This is a genomic window from Klenkia sesuvii (assembly GCF_037083825.1).
GTDB lineage: Bacteria > Actinomycetota > Actinomycetes > Mycobacteriales > Geodermatophilaceae > Klenkia > Klenkia sesuvii.
The window spans coordinates 49800-67945 of sequence record NZ_JBAPLU010000022.1 but is presented as its reverse complement, the minus strand read 5'-3'; the positions used below and the strand labels follow the sequence as shown (position 1 = coordinate 67945).

General features: G+C 74.2%; 16 protein-coding genes. 9 read left to right on the top strand and 7 right to left on the bottom strand.

Annotated elements, in window-relative coordinates:
- Window positions 1-104: 104 nt before the first annotated feature.
- Window positions 105-293: a hypothetical protein gene (locus TEK04_RS17890; RefSeq protein WP_336405715.1), complete on the bottom strand. Its 189-nt coding sequence runs from the start codon at window positions 291-293 to the stop codon at window positions 105-107.
- Here TEK04_RS17890 and TEK04_RS17885 point away from each other — a divergent pair.
- From TEK04_RS17885 to TEK04_RS17870, 4 genes are all read left to right on the top strand, one after another.
- Window positions 292-1587: a mechanosensitive ion channel family protein gene (locus TEK04_RS17885; RefSeq protein WP_336405714.1), complete on the top strand. Its 1296-nt coding sequence runs from the start codon at window positions 292-294 to the stop codon at window positions 1585-1587. The two genes, TEK04_RS17890 and TEK04_RS17885, sit on opposite strands and share 2 nt — an antisense overlap.
- Window positions 1588-1624: 37 nt before the next feature.
- The gene (locus TEK04_RS17880) at window positions 1625-2446 is read left to right on the top strand and encodes an SDR family oxidoreductase (protein ID WP_336405713.1); all 822 of its coding nucleotides are present in this window, start codon (window positions 1625-1627) and stop codon (window positions 2444-2446) included.
- 280 nt (window positions 2447-2726) lie between these two features.
- On the top strand, window positions 2727-3668 hold the full coding sequence (locus TEK04_RS17875) for a DUF2382 domain-containing protein (protein WP_336405712.1): 942 nt from the start codon (window positions 2727-2729) through the stop codon (window positions 3666-3668).
- A gap of 76 nt (window positions 3669-3744) precedes the next feature.
- Window positions 3745-4104 (top strand): DUF2382 domain-containing protein, encoded by a 360-nt coding sequence (locus TEK04_RS17870; protein WP_336405711.1) that lies wholly within the window; start codon window positions 3745-3747, stop codon window positions 4102-4104.
- Window positions 4105-4193: 89 nt separating this feature from the next.
- Here TEK04_RS17870 and TEK04_RS17865 read toward each other — a convergent pair whose 3' ends face one another.
- Both TEK04_RS17865 and TEK04_RS17860 read right to left on the bottom strand, forming a co-directional pair.
- The gene (locus tag TEK04_RS17865; protein ID WP_336405710.1) at window positions 4194-5621 is read right to left on the bottom strand and encodes an FAD-dependent oxidoreductase; all 1428 of its coding nucleotides are present in this window, start codon (window positions 5619-5621) and stop codon (window positions 4194-4196) included.
- A 9-nt stretch (window positions 5622-5630) separates the two neighbouring features.
- A complete protein-coding gene (locus TEK04_RS17860; protein WP_336405709.1) occupies window positions 5631-6563 on the bottom strand; it encodes an AurF N-oxygenase family protein in 933 nt (310 codons plus the stop codon).
- A gap of 184 nt (window positions 6564-6747) precedes the next feature.
- On the opposite strand from TEK04_RS17860, the gene TEK04_RS17855 reads away from it, so the two are divergent.
- The 3 genes from TEK04_RS17855 to TEK04_RS17845 all read left to right on the top strand — a co-directional run bounded on the left by TEK04_RS17855 (window position 6748) and on the right by TEK04_RS17845 (window position 11002).
- On the top strand, window positions 6748-8823 hold the full coding sequence (locus tag TEK04_RS17855) for a hydantoinase/oxoprolinase family protein (RefSeq protein ID WP_336405708.1): 2076 nt from the start codon (window positions 6748-6750) through the stop codon (window positions 8821-8823).
- The gene (locus tag TEK04_RS17850; protein ID WP_336405707.1) at window positions 8820-10691 is read left to right on the top strand and encodes a hydantoinase B/oxoprolinase family protein; all 1872 of its coding nucleotides are present in this window, start codon (window positions 8820-8822) and stop codon (window positions 10689-10691) included. The genes TEK04_RS17855 and TEK04_RS17850 overlap by 4 nt, the downstream gene beginning before the upstream one ends.
- A 185-nt stretch (window positions 10692-10876) precedes the next feature.
- Complete coding sequence (locus TEK04_RS17845; RefSeq protein WP_336405706.1) at window positions 10877-11002, top strand: hypothetical protein; 126 nt, start codon at window positions 10877-10879, stop codon at window positions 11000-11002.
- Here TEK04_RS17845 and TEK04_RS17840 read toward each other — a convergent pair.
- Complete coding sequence (locus TEK04_RS17840; protein ID WP_336405705.1) at window positions 10999-12510, bottom strand: Mur ligase family protein; 1512 nt, start codon at window positions 12508-12510, stop codon at window positions 10999-11001. The two genes, TEK04_RS17845 and TEK04_RS17840, sit on opposite strands and share 4 nt — an antisense overlap.
- A gap of 89 nt (window positions 12511-12599) precedes the next feature.
- Window positions 12600-13196, bottom strand: coding sequence for an SGNH/GDSL hydrolase family protein (locus tag TEK04_RS17835; protein WP_336405704.1), 597 nt, complete (start codon window positions 13194-13196; stop codon window positions 12600-12602).
- A gap of 130 nt (window positions 13197-13326) precedes the next feature.
- Here TEK04_RS17835 and TEK04_RS17830 point away from each other — a divergent pair, with 130 nt between their 5' ends.
- Window positions 13327-14664, top strand: a complete 1338-nt coding sequence (locus TEK04_RS17830; protein WP_336405703.1) for an ATP-dependent 6-phosphofructokinase — start codon at window positions 13327-13329, stop codon at window positions 14662-14664.
- Window positions 14665-14753: 89 nt separating this feature from the next.
- On the opposite strand, the gene TEK04_RS17825 is transcribed toward TEK04_RS17830, so the two are convergent.
- Both TEK04_RS17825 and TEK04_RS17820 read right to left on the bottom strand, forming a co-directional pair.
- Window positions 14754-15317, bottom strand: coding sequence for a dihydrofolate reductase family protein (locus tag TEK04_RS17825; RefSeq protein WP_336405702.1), 564 nt, complete (start codon window positions 15315-15317; stop codon window positions 14754-14756).
- 20 nt (window positions 15318-15337) lie between these two features.
- Window positions 15338-16123: a DUF1295 domain-containing protein gene (locus tag TEK04_RS17820; protein ID WP_336405701.1), complete on the bottom strand. Its 786-nt coding sequence runs from the start codon at window positions 16121-16123 to the stop codon at window positions 15338-15340.
- An 863-nt stretch (window positions 16124-16986) separates the two neighbouring features.
- On the opposite strand from TEK04_RS17820, the gene TEK04_RS17815 reads away from it, so the two are divergent.
- A complete protein-coding gene (locus TEK04_RS17815; protein ID WP_336405700.1) occupies window positions 16987-18090 on the top strand; it encodes a polysaccharide deacetylase family protein in 1104 nt (367 codons plus the stop codon).
- The last annotated feature ends 56 nt before the right edge of the window (window positions 18091-18146 follow it).

Genomic DNA, 18146 nt, shown 5'->3' with positions numbered 1-18146 from the left:
TGCTCCTCGACCGCTGAGCCAGGCCGGTCATCCCGCACGGATGACCGGCCTGGCTGCGCACTGGGCGAGCAGCGACCTGGCCGCCCCCGACGCGGGCCGACCGCTCAGCCGGTGGTGGTCGCGACCTGGCCGAGCGCGCCGAGCACCGCGCCGGCCTGCTCGGCGGGGCCGACGGCCAGGAAGATGTCCACCGGAGCAACCTGGATCGGGTTCCTGGGATCTCGACGGGTGGGGTCGGCCGAGTTCGGGCATCGTGACCGGGGCACGCCGTCGATCTCGGAGGTCCACACCATGGGCGACTCGGTCCGCAACGCACTGGGCGACGTCGTGTCGTTCGTGCCCAAGCTCCTGCTCGCCGCGATCATCCTCGTGGTCGGGTGGTTCATCGCCAAGGCGCTGGAGAAGCTCCTGGTGAAGGTGCTCGAGAAGGTCGGGTTCGACCGGGCCGTCGAGCGGGGCGGCATCCGCAAGCTGCTGTCCGGTTCGCAGTACGACGCCTCGCAGGTGCTGGCGAAGATCGTGTTCTACGCGGTGATGCTCTTCGTGCTCTCCACCGCGTTCGGGGTGTTCGGGCAGAACCCGATCAGCGACTACCTCGCGGCGATCATCGGCTACCTCCCGAAGGTCTTCGTCGCGATCCTCATCCTGGTGATCGCCGCGGCCATCGCCGCCGCGGTCAAGCTGGTCGTGCAGAACGCCCTGGGCTCGCTGTCCTACGCCCGCACGCTGGCCACCGCCGCCTCGACCGTGGTGCTGGCCCTGGGCGTCATCGCGGCGCTGAACCAGCTCGAGATCGCCCAGAACGTGGTCAACGCGGTGCTCTACGCCGTGCTCGTCGCGGTCGTCGGCGTCGTCGTCGTCGCCGTGGGCGGCGGCGGCATCGTCCCCATGCGCCAGCGCTGGGAGAACGCCCTGGCCAAGGTCGAGTCCGAGGCCCCGAACATGCGACGCGAGGCCGAGCAGGCCCGGCCGGCGTCCGAGGTGCTCAAGGCCGAGGGCGACCGGATCGCCGCCGAGGCCCGGCGCGCCCGTGAGGAGCAGGAAGCCGCCGCGCGCGCCCGCCAGGAGGCCGAGCGGGTCGAGGCCGAACGGCAGCGCGCGCAGCAGGCCGAGGCCGAGCGGATGGCGGCCGAGCGGGCCGCCGCCGAGCGTGCGGCCCAGCAGCAGGCGGCCCAGCAGCAGGCGGCCGCGCCGGTCGCCTACGGGCAGGCCGAGCAGGGGTACCAGCCCACCCAGGTGTTCGACGCCCCCGGCGCGCAGCACCCGGGGCAGCAGCACCCCGAGCCGCAGCACCCGGCACAGGGGTACCCCCAGGCCGGTGCCACGGCCTACGGAGCCGCTGACCAGCAGTACCCCGAGCAGCACGGCGAGCAGCCGCACGACGGGCAGCAGTACGGGGACCAGCAGTACGGCGAGCAGTACGGGCAGCCGCAGCCGTGGTCGGGCGGTGCGGCCCCCGACCCGCAGCAGGCCTACGACCGACCGCCGGTGCCGGTCGAGGAGCCCCCCAGCTCCGACGAGCCCGGCACGGCGCAGCTGCCGCGGATCAGCGACGACACCCCGCCCCCGGACGACGACCGCCGCTGACGGGAACATGCCGGGGCCGGCCCGCGCTGGCCCCGGCATGCCCAAGACCTGGTTCCTCACCGGCGCCTCCCGCGGTTTCGGCCGCGCCTGGACCATCGCCGCCCTCGAGCGCGGGGACTCCGTCGCCGCCACCGTCCGCGACACCGCCTCGCTGGAGGACGTCGTCGCCCGCTTCGGCGACCGCGTGCTCCCGGTCCAGCTCGACGTCGACGACCGGACGGCGGTGTTCGCCGCGGTCGAGCGGGCGCACGCCCACTTCGGCCGGCTCGACGTCGTGGTGAACAACGCCGGCTACGGCCAGTTCGGGATGGTCGAGGAGGTCTCGGAGGCCGAGGCCCGCGCCCAGTTCGAGACCAACGTGTTCGGCGCGCTCTGGGTCACCCAGGCCGCGCTGCCGTTCCTGCGCGAGCAGGGCTCGGGCCATGTCCTGCAGGTGTCGAGCATCGGCGGCATCTCGGCGTTCCCGAACATCGGCATCTACAACGCGTCGAAGTGGGCGCTCGAGGGCTTCTCGCAGGCGCTGGCCGCCGAGGTCGCCGACTTCGGCGTCCACGTCACGCTGATCGAGCCCGGCGGGTTCGACACCGACTGGCCCGGTGCCTCGGCCAAGCACGCCACCCCGAACCCGGCCTACGACGAGTTCCGGGTCAAGGCCGCCGAGCAGCGCACGGCCCGGGTCTCCACCCCGGGTGACCCCGAGGCGTCCGCGGCTGCGGTCCTCCAGCTCGTGGACATGGACACCCCGCCGCTACGGGTCTTCTTCGGCACCGCCCCGCTGGGCATCGCGACGAAGGACTACGAGTCGCGGCTGCAGGGCTGGCGCGACACCCAGCACATCGCCGAGCTCGCCCAGGGCTGACCTCCGGGCCGGCGTCGATCAGGGGGGTCGCGAAGGTGGGGGCCGGCCGCGACGCCGAGCGGGCGGACGGTGGGCGCGGAACCGGTTCGGGAGGAAGTTTCCGGCGTGTCGTTTGGGGTGGGCACGGGGCAGGGCAGTGCCTCCGTGCTCGTTCCTGGCCGTCCCGCTCCAGACCACGCGGTGGGCCGCCAGGTCCCTTCCCCCGCTCTGCCCGGCAGCCCGACCGGCCGACCGGAGCACGCGGGGATCCGTCTGCACCGCCTACCGGCAGGAGACACACGTGATCACCGAGCGCGACATCGACACCCTCATCGGCAGCACCGCCGTCGACTCCGACGGCGACAAGCTGGGATCGGTCAGCGAGGTCTACCTCGACGACCAGAGCGGCCGCCCTGAGTGGGCCACCGTGAAGACCGGCCTGTTCGGCACCCGCGAGACCTTCGTCCCGCTCCGGGAGGCCGAGCTCAGCGGTGACTCGCTGCGGGTCCCCTACGCCAAGGCCATGGTCAAGGACGCGCCCTCCATCGAGGCCGACGGCCACCTCTCCCCCAGCGAGGAGAGCGAGCTCTACGCCTACTACGGCGTCGGCGACGGCACCGGCATGGTCGGCGACCAGGGCCGCACGACCGACACCGACCGCGCCCCGGGTGCGGCAGGCGGCATCGGCACGGACCTCGACGACCGCGGCAACCACACCGCCGGCGGCACCGCCCGCCTCGGGGACGACCTTAACGACCGCGGGCAGCACACCGCTCGGGCAGGCGACCACGACGACAGCACCCTGACAGGCACCCGCAACGACGCCGGCACGGTCGGTCGCGACACGTCGGGTCCGACGACGGACGACGCCATGACCCGCTCCGAGGAGCGGCTGTCCGTGGGCACCGAGGCCACCGAGGTCGGCCGCGCCCGCCTGCGCAAGCACGTCGTGACCGAGAACGTGACCCGCAGCGTGCCGGTCTCCCGCGAGGAGGTGCGCATCGAACGCGAGCCGATCACCGACGCCAACCGCGGTGACGCCCTCGACGGCCCGGCGCTGTCGGAGGAGGAGCACGAGGTCACGCTGCACGCCGAGCGGCCCGTGGTGGACAAGGAGACCGTGCCCGTCGAGCGGGTCCGGCTGGGCACCGAGACCGTCACCGAGGAGCAGCAGGTGAACGCCCAGGTCGCGCACGAGGAGATCGAGCAGGTGGAGGACGGTCGTCGCGACACCCGTCGCTGACGAGTCCGGCCGGGGTGGGCGCCCGCCCACCCCGGCACCGTCCCTGCCGGCACCGGCACGTCGATCGGAGCACGTCATGCCAGGTGAGCACGCCGTCACCCGCGCCGAGGAACGCCTGGACGTCGGCACCGAGGTCATCCCCGTCGGCCGCGCGCGCCTGGTGGTGGAGACGATCACCGAGGAGGTCCTCGTCCCCGTGCAGGTCAGCCGTCAACGCGTGCGGGTGGAGATGGGACCCGCGACCGACACCTCCTCCGTGCCGCGCGGTCCGGCCACGGCCAGCCGGTGGCTGACGCTGTACGCCGACGAGCCGGTGGTGACCGTCCGGTCCGTCCCCAGCGAGCGCGTCCGCCTGGCCACCACCTGGGTGCCCGGCGAGGCCGAGGTGCGGACGACGGTCGCCCGCGAGGTGGTCGAGGTCGAGACCCCGAATTGACCATCGGCAGGTGGTTGCCCGACACGCTGTGCGCGCCAGCCATCTGCCGATGATCAACTGCAGAAGGGGCGGCGCACGACGGGCGGGGGTCAGCGGTGGCGGCCGATGCGGCCCGCCGCGGCGTCGGCCAGCAGCGAGTCCACCGTCTCCTCGGCGTCCGGGCGGTTGGCCCCGATGCCACCCGACGGCCCGCGCTTGGCCCAGCCCACGACGTACGTGCCCACCGGTGCGCCGAGCACCCGGCCGGCCTCGTGCGGCACCCGGCCGCTCTCGTCGTCGAAGGGCAGACCGGGCAGCTCGGTGCCGCGGTGCCCGATTGCCCGGACGACGAGCTCGGCGGGCACGGCGACGTCGCCCTCCGACGAGCGCAGCACGATGCCGGTGACCTGCCCGTCGGAGCCGACCACCTCCTGGGTCGCCTGGCCGAAGGCGAACACGATGCGCCGACCGGGCTCGGGGGCGGCCGACAGGTCGTCGTCGAAGCGGTCGAGGCCGGCGAACAGCTCGGCCTTCGAGCCCGGCTCGACGACGTCGGGGGCCTTGCCGCTGAGCACGGTGCGCACGCCGGGCAGGTGGGTGAGGGCGCGCAGCTCCGCACGGCTGCAGGCGGCGTCCGCGGGCCCGCGCCGGCCGACGACGACGACCTCGCGCAGCGCGCTGGTGCGCAGCGCGGCGAGCGCGGCCGGGGAGGTCTCGGTGCTGGCCAGCCGGTTGGCCTGGCCGGCGAGCATGCGGGCGACGTCGAGCGCCACGTTGCCGGTGCCGACGACGACCACCCGCTGCACGCGGGACAGGTCCACGGGGGCGGCCTCGGGGTGCCCGGTGTACCAGTTGACGACCTCGCGGGCCGAGACGCTGCCGGCCAGCTCCTCACCCGGCACACCCAGCGCCCGGTCACCGGCCGCGCCCGTGGCGTAGAGGACGGCGTCGTACCGCTCGGCGAGCTGGGCCGGGGTCAGGTCGCGGCCCACCTCGACACCCAGCTGCAGGGTCACCCGGGGGTGCCGCAGCACAGCGGTGGTGTGCTCGAGCACGCGGCGGGTGCCGGGGTGGTCCGGGGCGACGCCGTAGCGGGCCAGCCCCCCGGGCGTGGGCAGCCGGTCGAGGAAGGTCACCCGCGCCTCGGTGGCCCGCAGGACGGACTGCGCGGCGTAGACGGCGGCGGGACCGGTGCCCACGATCGCCACCTCGAGCCGGCCGATGGCCGAGAGGTCGACGGTCGGGAAGCGCGGGGCGCCCCAGGCCGGGGTGGGCACGGCGTCGGGCCGGGTGAACCAATCGGCGTTGACCTGGGCGTACACCTGCTGGTCGGCGCGCAGCACCCACGTGGGGGCGATGGCGTCGACGGGGCAGGCATCGGCGCAGGCACCGCAGTCGATGCAGGTGTCGGGGTCGACGTACAGCGTCTCGGTGTGCCCGAACTCGGGCTCGTCCGGCGTGGGGTGGATGCAGTTGACCGGGCACACCGAGACGCAGGAGGCGTCCGAGCAGCAGTTCTGGGTGATCGCGAACGCCATGGCCGATCCTCAGAGCATGTGCAGGCGGCGGTAGATCGCCACCGCAGGACCGGTGAGGAAGCCGCACTCGCCGAGGAAGGCCATCAGGTGCCGGCTGCTGGTGCGCATCATCGCGTGGTGGTGCTTGTTGGCCCCGGCCTCGCGGACGGCGCGGTCGGTGTCGAGGCCGGCGGCCGTGTAGACGTCGCGGTGCACCAGGTTGGTCACCACGACCTGGGTGACGATCGCGATGAGCAGCGCCGAGGCGCGCACCCGGGGTCGGCTGGCCCCGACCAGGCTTTCGCGCACCTCCTGCCGGGCGTAGGTCATGTGCCGGGACTCCTCGACCACGTGGATCCGGCTGGTGGTGCGGATGAGCGGCAGGACGTCCTCGCCGCGCATCCAGTCGCGCTGCATGACGTCGAGCACCTCCTCGGCGACCAGGGCGGCCGCGAAGGCCCGCTCGGCGCCGGCGAAGGACTTGAAGAACCGACCCAGCTCGATGCCGCTGCGCTTGGGGGCGTAGCCGGTGGCGCCGAGCTTCTCGCAGGCACGGGCGAACATGATGGAGTGCCGGCACTCGTCGGCGATCTCGGTGAGCGCGAACTGGAAGTCCTTGCGCGTGGTGTCGCCGGCGTAGTGCTCGCGCAGCAGCATCTGCTGCAGGATCATCTCGAACCAGATGCCGGTGCTCATGATCGAGGCGACCTCGTGCCGGGTCAGCGTGACCCGCTGCTCCTCGGTCATCTCGTCCCACAGCGGGGTGCCGTACAGCGTGCTCCACTCAGGGTTGAGCCCGTGCAGCGTCGGGTCGAGCGGCTCGTCCCAGTCCACCTCGGTGGAGGGGTCGTAGGACAGCTGCGCTGCCGAGTCCAGCAGCCGGGCGGAGACCGCCTCGCCGTCGCGCTGGTGGGCGCTGAAGGCGGCGGTCAGCTGGTCGGTGCTCGGGAGCGTGCTGGTCATCGGACGGCCCTCCGTATCGTTGCATGTAACACCCGGTTACAGGTTCAAGCATGGCGGATGACGCAGCTACCTGCAACCCCTCGTCACGTCTTCCCGCGATGAGGTGTGACCCGACCCTCATCGGCGCAGATGTTCTCGCACGAGCACCTTCCCCGCCAGGTACCTCATCGCTAAGGTATTTGTCATGACCAGCAGGCGGGTACGCATCGGCATCGACACCGGTGGCACGTTCACCGACGTCGTCGCGGTGGACGAGGAGTCCGGCGCGACGACCACCACCAAGACCCCCTCGACCCCGGGCAACCCGGCCGACGGGTTCCTGGCCGGGGTGCAGAAGGTCCTCGACCTGATGGGCCTGACCGGCGAGGCCGTCACCGCGGTCAGCCACGGCACCACGGTCGCGACGAACCAGCTGCTCGAGGGCAAGCTCGACCGCATCGGGTTCATCACCACCGAGGGCTACGCCTCGGTGCTGGAGATCGCCCGGCAGTCGGTGCCCGACGGCTACGGCAACAGCTACTTCTGGGTCAAGCCGCCCCGCATCGTCCCGGCCGACCTGGTGCGCACCGTCGGCGGCCGGCTGGACCACACCGGCGCCGAGGTGCGCCCCTTCGACCGCGACCAGGCCGTCGCGGCCGCCACCTTCTTCAAGGACGCCGGCATCACCACCGTCGGCGTCTGCTTCCTGCACGCCTACTCCAACGACGCGCACGAGCAGGCCATGCTCGAGGTGCTGCGCGAGGTGCACCCCGACTGCGTCGTCTCGATCAGCTCGGGCGTGCTGCGCGAGTACCGCGAGTACGAGCGCTCGGTCACCACGCTGGTCGACGCCGCGGTCAAGCCCAAGGTCGGCGCCTACGTCACCAACATCCGCGCCCGGCTCGACGAGCTGGCCCCCGAGGTGCCCTTCTACGTCATGAAGAGCAACGGCGGCGTGCTGAGCGCCGAGGAGGTCGTGCACCAGCCGATCACCACCATGCTCTCCGGCCCGGCCGCCGGCGCCCTGGGTGCCGCGCTCATCGCCCAGACGGCCGGGTTCGACCGCATCCTCACCTGCGACGGCGGCGGCACCTCCACCGACGTCACCGTGGTCATCGACGGCGAGCCCGCGCTCACCACCGAGGGCACCGTCGGCGCCTACCCGTCCAAGATCCCCATGATCGACGTGGTCACCGTCGGGGCCGGCGGTGGCTCCATCGCCTGGATCGCCCCCGAGGGCACCCTCAAGGTGGGCCCGAGAAGCGCGGGCGCCGACCCCGGCCCCATGTGCTACCCCAGCCGCGGCCCCGAGCCGACCGTGACCGACGCCCACGTCGTCCTCGGCCGGATCCCCCCGCACCTGCTCGGTGGCGAGATCCCCCTGTCGACGGAGCACGCTGCGGCCGGCCTCGAGTTGCTGGGCGGCAAGCTCGGGCTCTCCGTGGAGAAGACCGCCACCGGCATCCTCGAGATCTCGGCCTGGAACCAGGCCAACGCCCTGCGCCAGGTCACCGTCGCCCGCGGGCTCGACGTCCGCGACTTCACCCTCACCACGTTCGGCGGGTCGGGGTCGCTGCTGGCCTGCCGGCTCATGGACATCCTCGGCCTGCCGCGCACCCTGGTGCCGCCGAACCCGGGCAACGTCAGCGCGTTCGGCCTGCTCACGGTCGACGTCCGCAACGACTACGTGCAGACGATGATCGCCAAGCACACCGCGCTGGACGCCTCGGCCGTGGCCTCGGCCTACGCCGAGCTCGAGGGCCGGGCCGGCACGGCGCTGGACGGCGAGGGCTTCGCCCGCGACGAGCAGCGCATGCAGCGGACGGCGGACCTGCGCTACGTCGGCCAGGCCTTCGAGGTGCGGGTGCCCGTGCCCGACGGCGACCTGGACGACGCGGCGCTGGCGACGGTGGCGGACGCGTTCCACGCCGCGCACCACCAGCTCTACGGCTACGACTTCCGCACCGACCCGCGCCAGGCGGTCGAGTGGGTCAACCTGCGGGTGAGCGGCATCGGCCCGATCCGCCGTCCCGACCTGGTGGCCCGGCCCGACCGCACCGAGGGCTCCGCCGCCGACGCCGTCACCGGCACCCGCCGGGTGTTCTTCGACGACTGGGTCGAGACCCCGCTGTACGCCCGCACCCAGCTGCAGCCCGGTGACGTCGTCACCGGCCCGGCGATCGTGGAGGAGTTCGGCTCCACCGTCCCGGTGCACCCCGGCTTCACCGCCACCGTCGACAGCTACTCGAACCTGCTGCTCACCAAGGAGACTGCCCAGTGACCGCCTCGCAGACCGCTGCAGACCCGGTCCTCGTCGAGATCGTCGCCGGCACGCTGGCGGCGATCGAGATGGAGGTCGAGACCGCCATCGGCCGCACGTCGCGCTCCCCGATGATCCGCGACGCCCACGACTTCCGGGCCGGGATCCACGACCGCCAGCTGCGCAAGCTCACCGGCCGCTCGTACTCCGCGCTGGTGCAGCCGGTGGTGCGCGACTACCCGATCGCGCAGATGAACGTCGGCGACGTCTTCTTCCACAACGACGTCTACCTCTCCGAGGGCGGGATCGGCCACCTGCCCGACCTGTGCGTCACCGTCCCGGTCTTCGCCTCGCCGACGGAGGGTGCGCAGCCCGAGGTCGTGGCCTTCATCCAGGCGTTCGGCCACCACGACGACATCGGCGGCGCGGTGCCCGGCTCCATGCCCTCGGCCGCGACCAGCATGTTCGAGGAGGGCCTGATGGTCCCCCCGATCAAGCTGTGGGACCGCGGCGTCCCCAACGAGTCGGCGCTGAAGATCATGACGCGCAACTCGCGGATGCCCGACTCGCTGGCCGCCGACCTCGACGCCGAGTGCTCGGCCTGCCTGGCCGGCGCCCGCCGCCTGGGCGAGCTGTTCGAGCGGTACGGGGTCGAGGCGGTCGAGGCCTGCTTCGACGCGATCCTGGCCAACTCGACCGAGGTCTACCGCACCGAGATCCTCAGCCAGATCCCCGACGGCACCTACGTGTGGGAGGACTACGCCGAGCACGACGGCGTCGACGAGCCGATGCTGCACCGCCAGCGGATCACGCTGACGATGGACTCCGCGGCCGACGTCCCGCTGGTCATCGACTTCACCGGCACCGGCCCGCAGGCCAAGGGCCCGATCAACCACTGCGGCGACTACTCCGACGGCAACTTCCTGAAGAAGTGGCTGGCGCCGATCCTGCGCAACCTGGCGGCGACGCCGGAGCGCATGGCCGAGCTCGACGTCAACGAGGGCGTCGTCCCGCTGATCGAGATGCGGTTCCCGGAGAAGGGCACGCTGCTCACCCCGGTCTTCCCCGCGCCGACCAACGCCCGCACGTTCGTGATCCTGCGGCTGCTGGGCGTGCTCGCCGGCGTGCTGGCCAAGGCCACCGGCGGCCGGATGCCGGCCGACCAGGAGACGATCCGGTACACCGGTGTGTACGGCACGGACTTCGACGGCGAGCCCTACCTCATGCGCGAGGTGCTCGGTGGCGGCTCGGGTGGGCGGTACTACGCCGACGGCGAGGACACCATCCACGTCGTCCCCGACTCGCGGAACCTGCCCACGGAGTTCACCGAGGGCCGCTTCCCGCTGCGCATCGAGGCCCTGGGCCTGGCGATGGACTCCGGTGGCCCCGGCCGCTACCGCGGTGGCTGCGGCTACGAGAAGCACATCCGGGTACTGCGCGACGCGCACTTCATGTCCATCGCCGACCGCTCGATCCTGGCCTGCTGGGGTGTCAAGGGCGGCAAGGCGGGTCGGCCGTTCCAGATCACCGTCGACCCGGGCGGCCCCGACGAGCACGAGGTCGACGCCCTCGCCGACGCCGAGCCGCTGAAGGCCGGCACCGTCGTGCGGGTGCGGACGACGGGCGGTGGCGGCTGGGGCGACCCGCTCGACCGGCCGGTCGAGGAGGTCCTGCGCGACATCGCCTGGCTCAAGGTGTCGGTGCAGGGCGCCCGCGACGACTACGGCGTCGTGGTGTCCGAGGACGGGACGGCGGACGAGGCGGCCACCGAGGGGCTGCGCGCCGAGATGCGGGCCGCCCGCACCGGCGAGGAGCCGTTCTTCGACCGCGGCCCCGGCTACGCCACCCTCTCCGGCGGCGCCGCGTTCAACGAGTTCGACGTCCTCTAGCGGAAGGACCCCGTACGGCGCCGGCCCCCGATCACGGGGCCGGCGCCGTCATCGTCCCCGGGGCCGTGATCACCCCGGGTCAGCCGCTGCCTCGGGACCGCGGAGACCACCACCGACCCGTGGTGATCAACGGGCTCGGGTGGCTCGGGTGGCTCGATCGGCACCGACGCGTGACGCTGGAGGGCATGACCGAGCCGGAGAAGGACCAGTCCGACAGCGAGGCCCAGCTGCACCCCGGCCCCCGCGACGAGGGCGGTGAGGGCGGCATGGCCACCCGGGAGCTGAAGGCCCACGAGGCCGAGGGCGACTAGCCGGCCAGCCGGCGGCGGCCCTCCCCCAGAGCCGCCCGGGCCACGTCGGCGTCGGAGAATCGCTGGGTCGTCGCCGGGTCCAGGGCCCCGGGTGCGTCCTGCAGCGTCTCGTGCCCCCGGCCCACCACGAGGACGACGTCCTGCGGACCGGCCGCGTCCACCGCCGCGGTGATCGCCGCCCGCCGGTCCAGGACGGTGCGCACCCGGGCGTCGGACCCGAGGAGGCCCACCGCGAGCTCGGCGACGATGGCCGCCGGGTCCTCGCCGTGGCTGCCCTCGTTGGTCAGCCACACGTGGTCGGCCGCGCGGGCCGCCGTCCCCAGGCCCTGGCGCTTCCAGCGGTCCCGGGCGCCCCGGGCGCCCAGCACGAGGTGCACCTCGCCCGCTGGGCGCAACCGCCCGGCGGTCGCCACCGCGTCGGCCAGCGCCCCCGGGGTGTGGGCGTAGTCCACGACCACCAGGGGAGCCCCCGGCGCGGTCAGCAGCGTGCCCCGGCCCGGCGGCGGGTCGACGTGGGTCAGCCGGTCGGCCACGTCGTCGGGGTCCGCGCCGAGGACCACCGCGGCGGTCCAGGCCGCGGCCACGTTCGTCACGTGCACGCCGCCGACGACGGGGCTGCGCAGGGCGTGCCGTCGTCCGGCCCGCTCGACCAGCACCTCGGTGCCGCCGGCCGAGCTGGTGCCGTGCACCACCCGGACGTCGCAGTCGGCGGCGGTGCCCACCCGGACCACCGGGATCCTCGCCTGGTCGGCCAGCCGGCGCCCCCAGGGGTCGTCGGTCACCACGACGCCGACCCGCGCCCGGTCGGGCTCGAACAGCCGGGCCTTGCTGGCCCAGTACTGCTCGACGGTGCCGTGGTGGTCGAGGTGGTCGGGCTCGAACCCGGTGAACACCGCGACCTCGGCGCACAGGCCGTCGACCCGGCCGACGTCCAGCGCGATGGAGGAGGCCTCCACGACGGCCGCGGCGGCGTCGCGCTGCACCATCCAGCGCAGCAGCCGGTGCAGGTCGGGTGCCTCGGGGGTGGTGAGCGCCGTCGTGCGGGTGTGCCGGCCGACGGTGGCGCCGACGGTGGTCAGCAGACCGCAGCGGCGCCCGGGGGTGTCCAGCACCCCGGCCAGCAGGGTGCTGGTCGTCGTCTTGCCGTTGCTGCCGGTCACCGCCACCACCTGCAGCCGGTCGGCCGGGTCACCGGCGACCAGCGCACCCACCGGCCCGAGCACCGCCCGCACCGAGGGGACCACGAGCACGGGCACGCCCAGGTCGACCGGCAACCGGCCGGGGCGGTCAGCGAGCACGGCCACCGCACCCGCGGCCACCGCTGCGGCCGCGTGGCGGTGCCCGTCGGCCCGAGCGCCCCGCACGCAGGCGAACAGCGACCCCGGGCCCGCCCGGCGGGAATCCATCACCAGGTCGACGACGGCGGGACCGGCGACCGGCGCCGCGCAGCCCGCGCGGGCGGCAACGGCGGACAGGGGTGTCCCGCAGGACGGCAGATCGGCGAGCACCAGCGGCCTCTCGTGGTGGGGACGACGAGGGCGCGGTCTCGACCCGCAGCCATCATGGGGACCTCCGCGCGGCCCCGGCCACCGGAGCGTCAGGCCGCGCGGCTGCGGGCCACCGCCCGGACCACCGGGGCCAGCGCCTCGGCGATGAGTGCGTAGCCGGCCGACGAGGGGTGGAACCGGTCGGCGGCGAAGAGCGCCGGCTGCGCCCGGAACCGCTGCCCCAGCTCGGCCCCGACCGGGACGACGACCCCACCCGCGGCCCGCACGGCGTCGGCCTGGCGCCGTTGCAGCTCCCCGCTGGCCGTGGCGACCAGGGCCTGGAAGGCCGGCGGCACCCATGGCACGGTCGACAGGTCCGGCGCGGGCACCACCAGGACGTCGGCGCCGGTGACCCGCAGGTCCCGCACGGCCGCGCCGAGCTGCTGCGCCGCGGTGGCCGGCGGCACGAGCCGGGTGAGGTCGTTGGCGCCCACCACGACCAGCGCCAGGTCGCACCGGGTCACCAGCCGCACCTGGCCGGCCAGCGCCGCCGACACCGCGCCCGGCACGGCCTCGACCTGCAGGGTGGCGTCGACGCCGTCCTCGGCGAGCGCGGCGACCAGCCGGGGGCCGAGCGCGTCGGCCGGTCGGGCGGCACCGGTGCCGAACGCGATCGAGTCGCCGAGCACGGCGAGGGCCAGGGTCACAGGGGGTCGAACGGGCCGGGTCGCGGGGCTGTTCCGGCGGGGAACACGTCTGGGACGTCTACCCCGTTCGCGCAGGTCAGCGGCGAGCCGCGGTGCCCGGGGCCGCGTGGCACAGGGCACTATGGGGTGCGTGGACAGCGACGAACAGATCCAGCTGACGGCGGCCGACCTCGCCGTCCGGACGCTCGGCGAGCTGGCCTACCCCTCCCCCCTCGACGGCGGTCTGCTCGAGCGGGGCGAGTCGGTGCACTACGTGGGCGAGCACGACCGCGTGCTGGTCGACGGCACCCTCGGCATGGCCACCCGCCGGGGTGTCCCGGTCGAGGAGCTGCCCACCTTCGAGCCGGGCGGGCCGCGGCGCCGGCTGTTCTTCGACCCGAAGGGGACCAAGGTCGGCATCGTCACCTGCGGTGGCCTGTGCCCGGGCCTGAACAACGTCATCCGCGGGCTGGTCGGCGAGCTGGCCGAGCACTACGGCGTCCACTCGGTGCTCGGGTTCCGCGACGGCTACCTCGGGCTGACCCCCGACGGCGACGAGCCGGTGGAGCTCACGCCCGAGTCGGTGCGCTGGATCAACCAGCAGGGCGGCACGGTGCTCGGCACGTCCCGCGGCGGCCAGGACCCCAAGGTCATGGTCGAGACGCTGCGGCTGCGGCAGATCGACATCCTGTTCGTCGTCGGGGGCGACGGGTCGCTGCGCGGGGCGCAGGCCATCGCCGACGAGGCCACCCGGCAGGGGCTGCCGATCGCGGTGGTCGGCGTCCCCAAGACCATCGACAACGACATCCCCTGGATCGACCGCAGCTTCGGGTTCCAGACCGCGTTCGGCCGCGCCGCGGAGTCGATCCGCGCGGCGGCCACCGAGGCCCGGTCGCACCGCGGCGGGGTAGGCCTGGTGAAGCTGATGGGCCGGCACTCCGGGTTCATCGCCGCCTACGCCACCCTGGCCAGCGACGACGTCGACCTGGTGCTGATCCCCGAGGTGCCCATGCCGCTGGGCGGGGACCGCGGCGTGCTCGCGCACGTGGAGCGGGTGCTGGCCGAGCAGGGGCACGCGGTGGTCGTGGTCGCCGAGGGCTACGGGCAAGACATGTTCGCCGGCAGCGAGGGCGGCGCGGACGCCTCGGGCAACGCCAAGCTGTTCGACATCGGCAAGAAGCTGCGCGACGAGCTCAGCAGCCACCTGAACAGCAGCGGCATCCCGTTCCAGCTGCGCTACGTCGACCCCGGCTACGCCATCCGCAGCGTCCCGGCCAACAGCCACGACTCGGTGTACTGCACCCGGTTGGCCCAGGCCGCCGTCCACGCCGCGATGGCCGGCCGCACCGCCACGGTGGCCGGGCGGTGGCACGGCCGGTTCGTGAACCTGCCGATCCCGCTGGTCACCCGCTCGCGCAACCAGGTCGACCCGCGCGGCGACCTGTGGCTGTCGGTCCTGGAGGCCACCGGCCAGCCCGTGCACGTCTGACCCTCCCGCGTCCTCGGGGTGGCCCGACCTCCCCCACGGTGGCCGCACCGTTCATCGGCCGGCCACCGTGCAGGATGTCCGGTCACCCCTCAGCCGGGACGGCGAACGGCGTGGCGGACGGCGACGAAGCCGCCGACCTGCCGGGTGGAGAGCAGGTCCAGCGCCAGCGGGACGTCGTCCGGGAGGGCCTTGAGGCCGCGGCCGACGACAGCCGGGGCCAGCAGCAGGTGCACCTCGTCGACCAGGCCGGCACGGAAGGCGTGCGCGGCCAGCGTCGGCCCGTCGACGCTCACGTCGAGCTCGGCGTCGCGCACCAGCGCGGCCACCTCGGCGGGGTCGAACGAGCGCCGCAGCTGCGTGCGCCGGGTGCCGACGGCGTCCAGGGTGGTCGAGAAGACCACCTTGTCCACCCGCTGCCAGTGCGCAGCGAACTCGGCCGAGCCCGCGTCGCCCTCGGCCCAGGAGGGGTCGGTCTCCCAACCCTGCATGAGCTCGTACATCCGCCGGCCGTGCAGGAAGGTCCCGATGCGGGCGGTGTCGGCGTTGACCGCGGCCAACGCCTCCGGGTCGGGGAAGGCGAAGCCGAAGTCGCCGTCGGCGTCGGCGACGAAGCCGTCGAGGGAGCAGATCGCGGAGTAGATCAACCGGGCCACGGGGTGAGCATGGCGGCCGGTCAGGTCCCGGGGAAGAAGAAGGACACCCGGCGCTGGTAGTCCTGGTAGGCGGGGCGGTCACCCATGCGGTCCTCGGTGCGCTTCGCGCCCGTGGCGTAGACGAGGAACCAGCTCATCGCGGCGGGGGCGGGGAACAGCCAGGCGCCGGGGGCGGATGCCGCGCCGGCCAGCCAGGTGCCGTCCCACATGATCGAGTCGCCCAGGTAGTTCGGGTGCCGGGAGACGCTCCACAGCCCGGTGTCCAGGACATCGGGGCGGTCGTCGCGGTCGCGCTGCATGTAGGCCGACTTCTGCCGGTCGGCCACGGCCTCGACCACCGCACCGGTCACCGCGACCGCCACGCCGAGCGGGAACAGCCAGCGGCGGGCCGAGCGGGGCAGCGTGCTGGCCGCGGCCAGCTGGAGCGGGGCGGACACGAGCAGCTGGGCGGCGGCCTGGGTGCCGAACACCTTCGCGAGCACGGTCGGGGTGGAGGCGCCCTCGAGGAACTCGGTGTACCGCTCGTCCTCGGTGTCGGTGCCCCGCAACCGGCGCAGCATGAGCGACTCCAGCCGGACCGCCCAGCCGGTGGTGACGGCGGCCGTCGTCCACCGGCGCACGGGGTCGCCGGTGCCCAGCGCCGCACCGGTCAGCGCCACGGCGGCGAGACCGGGCCCCCAGACGCCGTCGGCGTAGTCCCGGCGGCCCTTCCGCAGGGCCAGCGCGGCCGTGCCCGCCTGCAGCTCGGTCACCACCGCCGCCGACGCACCGACCACCCGACGCAGGTTCGCCCTGTCCACGCTCACCGGGGCGTTCTCCCCCGCCCGGAGCCCGCTCAACCGGCACCAGGTCGAGAGATCGTCCGGGTCACGCGCCGGATGCCGGGGCAGCGGTCGAGGTCGCGGTCGTGGGAGACCTCCTCGCGCAGGACGGTCAGCAGCACCACCCACGACAGCCCGACGACGCCCGCCGCCCAGCGCGCCGGCGAGCCACGCCCTGTCCACGGGGTGGTCGCGGGAGTCCTCGACCACCGCGGAGCAGCGACCAGGAGGCCGATGACCAGCCCGGCCCTGACCCGTACGGCCACCGTCGGGACCGGTCCGCCTCTGGGTCGGAGGTGATCACTGGCGGTGGGGGGTGGGTGCGACGGCCTCCCACCGCCAGTGATCACCTCTCACCCTTCTACGCGGGTGTGGGCACGGGCGTCAGGAACCGCCCGGCGGCCGTCAGGGACGCGTCAAGGACCTGGCGCGCCGGCCGACGCCGGCGCCCACTGGGGGCATGGACTCGCTGATCGTCATCGCCTGGGGCGCTGCGGCGACCCTGGTCAACATCGGGGTCGGCTGCTGGTGCCGCGCCCACGACCAGCGCGCAGCAGGGGTGGCCCGACGTCGCTGACGGTGGCCGGCCGTTGCCCGCTGCGCACACCCGCAGGGATGTGCGGCCACCCCCTGCGGGCCCCCGGGTGGGAGCGGTCAGGGGGTCGGGGCCATGCGGGCTGGTCGGGGCCATGCGGGCTGGTCGGGGCCATGCGGGCTGGTCGGGGCCATGCGGGCCACCTGCAACACGCGACGACGTCGTACCTGGTCGCCGGCTTGGTGGGGTCGGTCACCCGACGCACGTCAGGTCCCACCCGGTCCCATCCCTCCCCGTGCAGGACCATCGCGGCATGGTGGTCACCCACGAGGAGGTGCTGGCCGCGGCCCGGGCGGTGGCGGCCGAGGACGAGGACCGGGCCGGTGTGGCGATGCTGGTCGCCCTGGTCGACCGCACCCGGCCTGCGCCGGGCGTCGTCCCGCGGCCCGCGGACGCCGAGCTGGCCGCTGAGGTCGAGCGCGCGTGGGAGGTGCTGCGTGCCGCCGACCCGGACTCGACGGTGCAGGACGCGCTGGCGGCGCTGGCCCACCTCCGCCTGCGCCCCGGCGGCCCCGGTGGACCCGGCGGCCCCGGCGGACCCGGCGGCCCCGGCATGGGAGCCCATGCACCCGGCGACGAGGCCCGGCACCGGGTGCATGGGCTCCCATGCCCGGGGCGCGGTGGGGCGCTGGCGGCGTGGCGGCCGCACGACACCGACCGGCCCGACCACGGTGCCCGCGACGCCGAGGCCGCCCGGGTCGTGGACGCGGTGCTGCACGGGCGGCACCTGCGGGTGGTCAACTGGCACAACACCCCGGCCTCCCACGCGGGCGAGCTACGCCGCGAGCTGGCCTCTTACGCCCAGCGGTTCTCCCCCGTCACCGAGGCCGACCTGCACGCCGCGCTGGACACCGGCCACTGGGCCGACCCGCGCCCGGGTGTCGTCCCGGCGTTCTTCGACGGCTTCGCCAGCGCCGCGCAGGTGGCCGCACCGCTCTGCGAGGAGCTCGGCCTGGTGGGTTGGTTCTACCCGCCGACGGAGTTCCTCGACTGCCCGCCGGACCAGCAGCGGGCCTTCGCCGCCGCCCACGACCTGGGCGTGCTCGCCGAGGACCTGCCGGGCACCGCCCCCCTCGCGATGACCTGGGACGACCTGGCCGACCTGGCCACCCGGCACGTGGTCTGCGGGCACTCGGCCACCCACGCGAGCTCGGCCTCGGTGCGCACGGCCGCGGACGTCGACCGGCAGGTGCACCGCCCACTGGCGCGGCTCACCGAGGTCATCGGCCGCCGTCCGGCCGGGTGGGCCTGGCTGGGCGGCACCCCGTTCGACCCCGCCGCCCCGGGCGACGCCGCGGTCGCCGCGTCCGGCACCCGCCTGTGGACGTCCAACGCCTCGGTGGAACGGCTGGCCTGACAGCGCAAAGACCGTTCACAAGATCGACTGGTGCCGGGGCGTACCAGGCCGCAGGG

Bases quoted from the DNA above. Each gene is read 5' to 3' on its own strand.
- TEK04_RS17885 (WP_336405714.1), top strand. From the start codon at position 292: ATGGGCGACTCGGTCCGCAACGCACTGGGCGACGTCGTGTCGTTCGTG.
- TEK04_RS17890 (WP_336405715.1), bottom strand. From the start codon at position 293: ATGGTGTGGACCTCCGAGATCGACGGCGTGCCCCGGTCACGATGCCCG.
- TEK04_RS17880 (WP_336405713.1), top strand. From the start codon at position 1,625: ATGCCCAAGACCTGGTTCCTCACCGGCGCCTCCCGCGGTTTCGGCCGC.
- TEK04_RS17870 (WP_336405711.1), top strand. From the start codon at position 3,745: ATGCCAGGTGAGCACGCCGTCACCCGCGCCGAGGAACGCCTGGACGTC.
- TEK04_RS17865 (WP_336405710.1), bottom strand. From the start codon at position 5,621: ATGGCGTTCGCGATCACCCAGAACTGCTGCTCGGACGCCTCCTGCGTC.
- TEK04_RS17860 (WP_336405709.1), bottom strand. From the start codon at position 6,563: ATGACCAGCACGCTCCCGAGCACCGACCAGCTGACCGCCGCCTTCAGC.
- TEK04_RS17855 (WP_336405708.1), top strand. From the start codon at position 6,748: ATGACCAGCAGGCGGGTACGCATCGGCATCGACACCGGTGGCACGTTC.
- TEK04_RS17845 (WP_336405706.1), top strand. From the start codon at position 10,877: ATGACCGAGCCGGAGAAGGACCAGTCCGACAGCGAGGCCCAGCTGCAC.
- TEK04_RS17815 (WP_336405700.1), top strand. From the start codon at position 16,987: ATGGTGGTCACCCACGAGGAGGTGCTGGCCGCGGCCCGGGCGGTGGCG.